This window comes from Microbacterium sp. BF1 (assembly GCF_019279095.1).
In the GTDB taxonomy this organism is placed as follows: Bacteria; Actinomycetota; Actinomycetes; order Actinomycetales; family Microbacteriaceae; genus Microbacterium; species Microbacterium maritypicum.
The window spans coordinates 1-5,193 of sequence record NZ_JAGYWT010000163.1 but is presented as its reverse complement, the minus strand read 5'-3'; the positions used below and the strand labels follow the sequence as shown (position 1 = coordinate 5,193).

Sequence of the window (5,193 nt, the reverse complement as noted above, 5' to 3'; positions counted from 1 at the left end):
CTCGTCGGCTGGCACCGTGTTCCGCTGCGCGAGGTGTTGGCGGACGCCACCGGGCTGCCCGTGGTGCTGGAGAAGGACACGACGTCTGCCGCGGTGGGGGAGCTGTGGACTCGACGCGAGTCGGCCGACGACTCGTTCGTCTTCGTCTACCTCGGCACCGGGATCGGCGCGGCCCTGGCCAGAGACGGGGAGGCGGTGCCTGGCAGCACGCACAACATCGGCGAGATCGGGCACATCATCGTCGACCCGGACGGGCCCTCCTGCTCGTGCGGGTCCCGCGGGTGCGTCGAGGTCGTCTGCACCCCGCAGGCGATCGTCGAACAGGCGGAGCGTTCGGGTGTCTTCGGCGACGACCGCCAGGCGAGCGACGTCGCCGCCGTCCATGAGAGATTCAGTCGGCTGTGCGAGCGAGCGGCCGAGGGCGATGAAGCGGCTGTCGGGGTGCTGAGACAGGCGGCTGCGCACATCACCGTGCTGACGGCGGCGCTGACCAACATGCTCGACGTGGATCGGGTCGTGTTCGGCGGGCCTTTCTGGGCTCGGCTCGCCGACGTTTACCTGCGGGAGATCCCCGCCAGGCTCGATCGTGCCAGTGCGACGCGCGCGGTGCGCACGCTTCCTGTCGATGGCACGGTGGTGGGGGACGACGTCGGTGCGGTGGGTGCCGGGTGCGTGGTCCTCGACTCGGTCCTCAGTCCCCGTGCCTCGGATCTGCTGCTCGACAGCTGATCCGAGACGCCGTCCCGGTCTCTGCCGTCGACGGATCAGGGCTTGCGGGTATATGTCTAATCGATGTAATATTTAGGGTTCCCTCATCGTCGGATCACGGAACTGCGCCCTCTCTCCGCATGCTCGGCACCGTGGCATGCAGGGGGGAAGCGGTCCCGGTCCGAGTCGGGGTGAACACGCCCCATCCTGCACAGGGCAGGGCGAGGCGGCGACGGGGAACGTCGCCGAGCAGGGCGCTGGGGGTCCTGCGACGATCGTCTGCGTGATTCGTGAGGCGGAGGGTTCACGGATCACGCAGACGTAGTCGGATTCCTTCGAGACGCCTGCGTCCCGCAGCTGCGCGCGGCGGTCAGCCGGAGAAGCGCCCCCAGGGGATGTCGCGACGAAGCGGGCGTCGCAGCGGTCGCTGCGTCCGCGTCCATGCCGATACGGACGGCTCGTCGGCGACGGCGGCAGCCGCCTCCGTCGCGTAGGCCTCGCTGATCACCGCGATGAGCGCGGCGAGCTCTTCCTCGGTGGCCGCCCCGCGGGTGATGTCGAGCATCGGCGCCTCCGGGGTCTCCGGGGCCGGTGTGCCGTCCTGAGCGTTCTGCGCGGTCACAGCGGGATGTTCCCGTGCTTCTTCGGAGGCAGCTCCGCACGCTTGCCGCGCAGAGCGCGCAGCGCCTTGGCGATCGAGACGCGGGTGTTCGCCGGCTCGATGATGCCGTCGAGTTCTCCGCGCTCTGCCGCCAGGAAGGGCGACGCCACGTTGTAGGTGTACTCGTTCGCGAGCCGGGTGCGCACGGCGGCGACGTCCTCACCGGCCTCCTCGGCCTTCTTGATCTCGCCGCGGTACAGGATGTTGACGGCGCCCTGGCCGCCCATGACCGCGATCTCCGCTGTCGGCCACGCGAGGTTCACATCCGCGCCCAGCTGCTTCGAGCCCATCACGATGTATGCGCCGCCGTAGGCCTTGCGCAGGATCACGGTGACGAGGGGCACGGTGGCCTCTGCGTAGGCGTAGAGCAGCTTCGCGCCACGGCGGATGACTCCGGTCCATTCCTGGTCGGTGCCGGGCAGATAGCCGGGCACATCCACGAGCGTGACGATCGGGATCGAGAAGGCGTCGCAGAAGCGCACGAACCGGCTCGCCTTCTCTCCGGCCTCGATGTTCAGGGTGCCGGCCATCTGCGAGGGCTGATTGGCGACGATGCCCACCGACCGGCCCTCGATGCGTCCGAATCCGATCACGATGTTGGGCGCGAACAGCGGCTGGACCTCGAGGAAGTCGCCCTCATCGACGACATGCTCGATGACGGTGTGGATGTCGTACGGCTGATTCGTCGAATCGGGGACGATCGTGTTGAGCGTGCGATCGGCGTCGGTGGTCTCGAACTCGAAGGCGCTCTCGTACGACGGCAGCTCCGCCATGTTGTTGTCCGGGAGGAAGCTCAGCAGCGTGCGCGCGTAGTCGATCGCGTCGTCCTCATCCTCGGCGAGGTAGTGCGCGACGCCCGAGCGGGTGTTGTGCGTGTACGCACCGCCGAGCTCTTCCATGCCCACGTCCTCGCCCGTGACGGTCTTGATCACGTCGGGGCCGGTGACGAACATCTGGCTGGTCTTGTCGACCATGATCACGAAGTCGGTGAGGGCGGGGGAGTACACCGCTCCGCCCGCAGCCGGGCCCATGATGATGGAGATCTGCGGGATGACGCCGGATGCACGGGTGTTCAGGCGGAAGATCTCGCCGTACTTGCCGAGGGCGACGACGCCCTCCTGGATGCGCGCGCCACCGGAGTCGAGGATTCCGATGCAGGGCATCCCTCCGGCGAGGGCGAACTCCATGATCTTGATGATCTTCTCGCCGGCGACCTCGCCGAGCGAACCGCCGAAGGTCGAGAAGTCCTGCGAGTACACCGCGACCGTGCGGCCGTTGATCGTGCCCACGCCGGTGACGACCGAGTCGCCGTACGGTCGCGAACGATCCATGCCGAAGGCCGTGGTGCGGTGGCGCACATACTCGTCGAACTCGACGAAGCTCCCGGGGTCGACGAGCAGCTCGATGCGCTCGCGGGCGGTCATCTTGCCCTTCGCGTGCTGCTTCTCCTTCGCCTTCGCTTCCGCGTCGACGACGGCTTCTGTATAGCGAGCGCGCAGATCCGCGATCTTGCCGGCGGTGGTAAAGAGGTCGGGCTTGTCCGTCACGGATTCCACCCTATCGTCGGCTCGCCTCCGGCTGTTGGATGCTCGCCACAACGGGTCGGCCGATCCTTTGGCGAGGTGCGCTCAACCCTCGGGCTCACCGGACTCGAGTTCCGGGTCGGTCTTGGGGCGGCGGCCGATCGAGCGGGCCTTGCGTCCCGCCCACTCCACCCCGCGGACGGTCGTACCGGCCGCTCCCGCGACCGCGTTGCCGGCGTAGCGGGCACCACGCAGCATCCGCAACTCCAGCTTCTCGGCGCCGGGTACGGGTTCCAGTTCGAGGGGAAGGTCGATCGGGGCGGCACCGAAGGCCTTGTGGGACGTCGTCAGCACGCGGCGGCCGAGGATGTTGTTCCCCGCGCCTCCGATCGCGGCACCGATCCCGAACGGGAGGGCCTTGCCGATGACCGACGCGCCGCCCTTGGCAGCGAACTGCTTCACGAACATGCTCTTGAGCTGGTCGACGAGAGGTCCGACGGCGGCGCGGGGGAGTGACTTCGTGACGAGCTCGCCCCAGTACGACGATCTGCTCCCGCCGCGCCCTGCCACCTGCCCGGCGAGCTGTCCGACCAGGTCGACGCCCTCCTTGCCGAGCATCAGCGTCATCACCAGCGCTCTGGCGCGATCCGGGTTCGCGACCGCGATCCCATGCACCTCGGCGACCGACTGCGCGAACAGAGCTGTGGACTCCACGAAGCCGACCGTCTCCACGCCGGAGAGTGCGAGCGTGACACCCGTGCCGATGCCCGGGACGACAGCGGTCGCGCCGACCGCGGCTCCACCGGTGGTCACGGCCGCCAGGTAGCGACGCTCGAGGATGCGGATGATCTCGGCCGGCGAGGCCTGCGGATTGCGCAGGCGGATGCTCCGGATGTGCGCCAGCACGAGCGGGCGCTGGATCGACAGCACGCGGTCGAGGCCGCGCACCATCATCGGATGCTCCGCCGATCCGGTGGGAGGCACCCCCTTGTCCCACGGGGCGTCGTCCGGGAGCGAATGGATCTTGTGCACCTTGGGAGCCATGCTGCGATCCTATGGAGCCAGTCCGCGAAAACGCCGAAAGCCCGGTCCCTCGGAGGGACCGGGCTTTCGTGACCGGCGATCAGACGAAGAGGTTCGCCCGCTCCAGGTCTTCGGCGAAATCGATCTCGACCGCGTACAGGTCGGAGACATCCATCGGCTCGAGCAGCAGGCCGTCTTCGGCGATCGCGAGCTCGAGACCGCGCTCGAAGTAGTCCTGGTCCTCGACGCGCTGCAGCTGACGCATGAACGCCTTCTTGTGTGCGGACGAGATGTAGTTGATGCCGACGGCCTCGCCGAGACCGCCCTTGACGGTCTTGGACAGCTCGTTGATGAAGCCCTCGGCCGTGACCGTGTACTTCACCTCTTCATCGCTGACCTTGGAGGTGTTCACCGTCACGAAGGACTGGTCGCGCTCGATGTACTCGAGCGCGCGGCCGAGGATCATCGGGTCGAAGACGACGTCTCCGTTCATCCACAGCACTCCGCTGCGACCGGTCGCACCGAGGGCCCTCAGCAGGCTCTTCGAGGTGTTGGTCTCGTCGTAGCGTTCGTTGTGGACGTAGTTCACCTGGGGGAACTCATCGATGATGGTCTCTGCGCGGTAGCCGACCACGGTGGTGATGCGGGCGTCGGAACCGAAAGCGGCGCGGATGTTGTCGTGCTGCTGGCCCATGATCGTGCGGCCGTCGCTCAGTTCGGTGAGCGGCTTCGGCAGCGCGCGGCCGAGGCGCGAGCCCATTCCGGCGGCGAGGATGACGGTCTGAAGAGTCACGAGTGCTCCTAAAGGAAGTTGTGTTCACGGTCGATTAACCGACCAGACACTTCGTCGTGCCGTTGTCATGGTATCGATTCCGCCTGGGAACCTCGGGGTGAGGAGGCCCCCGTTGTCATTTCGTGATCGACTACACACCGGATGCACAGGGTTCCGATCGCCTCGAGATCTCGGCGGATCTGCGCGATCCGAGGGCAGTTTATTGCGCGGCGGCCTTGGCGTACAGCCGCCCGTTGATACCGTAGGACGGTGACTGCCTCCCCTGACGACCGCACCGCCCAGGTGGACCAAACCGAGATCGCGCAAGAGAAGACGTCGGCGAAGCGCGCGTCGGCCAAGAAGCAGACCCCCACCGCGGCAGCGGCCGCCGATGAGAGCTCGTCTGGCCGGACATCGCCTTCACGAGCGGTTCCACCACCACTTCCGCTGTGAAGAAGCCGACGGCGAAGAGGCCGGCCGCGAAGCGCCCGGCGACCACGCGTACG

6 protein-coding genes are annotated in these 5,193 nt (G+C 67.5%); 2 read left to right on the top strand and 4 right to left on the bottom strand.

All coding sequences use genetic code 11. The features are described from left to right. A partial coding sequence (locus tag KZA10_RS07685; RefSeq protein ID WP_218682564.1) for an ROK family protein occupies nucleotides 1-729 on the top strand: 729 nt, incomplete at its 5' end. 349 nt (nucleotides 730-1,078) lie between these two features. Here the strand turns inward: KZA10_RS07685 and KZA10_RS07680 are convergent. From KZA10_RS07680 to KZA10_RS07665, 4 genes are all read right to left on the bottom strand, one after another. Beyond that, nucleotides 1,079-1,330 carry an acyl-CoA carboxylase epsilon subunit gene (locus KZA10_RS07680; RefSeq protein ID WP_229778879.1) on the bottom strand — a complete coding sequence of 84 codons (252 nt, stop codon included), beginning with the start codon at nucleotides 1,328-1,330 and terminating at the stop codon, nucleotides 1,079-1,081. Then, nucleotides 1,327-2,916 carry an acyl-CoA carboxylase subunit beta gene (locus KZA10_RS07675; RefSeq protein ID WP_371861287.1) on the bottom strand — a complete coding sequence of 530 codons (1,590 nt, stop codon included), beginning with the start codon at nucleotides 2,914-2,916 and terminating at the stop codon, nucleotides 1,327-1,329. The genes KZA10_RS07680 and KZA10_RS07675 overlap by 4 nt, the downstream gene beginning before the upstream one ends. 81 nt (nucleotides 2,917-2,997) lie before the next feature. Continuing rightward, on the bottom strand, nucleotides 2,998-3,936 hold the full coding sequence (locus tag KZA10_RS07670; protein WP_055877737.1) for a hypothetical protein: 939 nt from the start codon (nucleotides 3,934-3,936) through the stop codon (nucleotides 2,998-3,000). Nucleotides 3,937-4,015: 79 nt separating this feature from the next. Further along, nucleotides 4,016-4,708, bottom strand: coding sequence for an NTP transferase domain-containing protein (locus tag KZA10_RS07665; RefSeq protein ID WP_218682563.1), 693 nt, complete (start codon nucleotides 4,706-4,708; stop codon nucleotides 4,016-4,018). A gap of 249 nt (nucleotides 4,709-4,957) precedes the next feature. Here KZA10_RS07665 and KZA10_RS07660 point away from each other — a divergent pair, with 249 nt between their 5' ends. Beyond that, nucleotides 4,958-5,140: a hypothetical protein gene (locus KZA10_RS07660; RefSeq protein WP_218682562.1), complete on the top strand. Its 183-nt coding sequence runs from the start codon at nucleotides 4,958-4,960 to the stop codon at nucleotides 5,138-5,140. Nucleotides 5,141-5,193 lie beyond the last annotated feature (53 nt).

Coding starts and splice junctions, on each gene's coding strand:
- KZA10_RS07670 (WP_055877737.1), bottom strand. CDS start 3,936: ATGGCTCCCAAGGTGCACAAGATCCATTCGCTCCCGGACGACGCCCCG.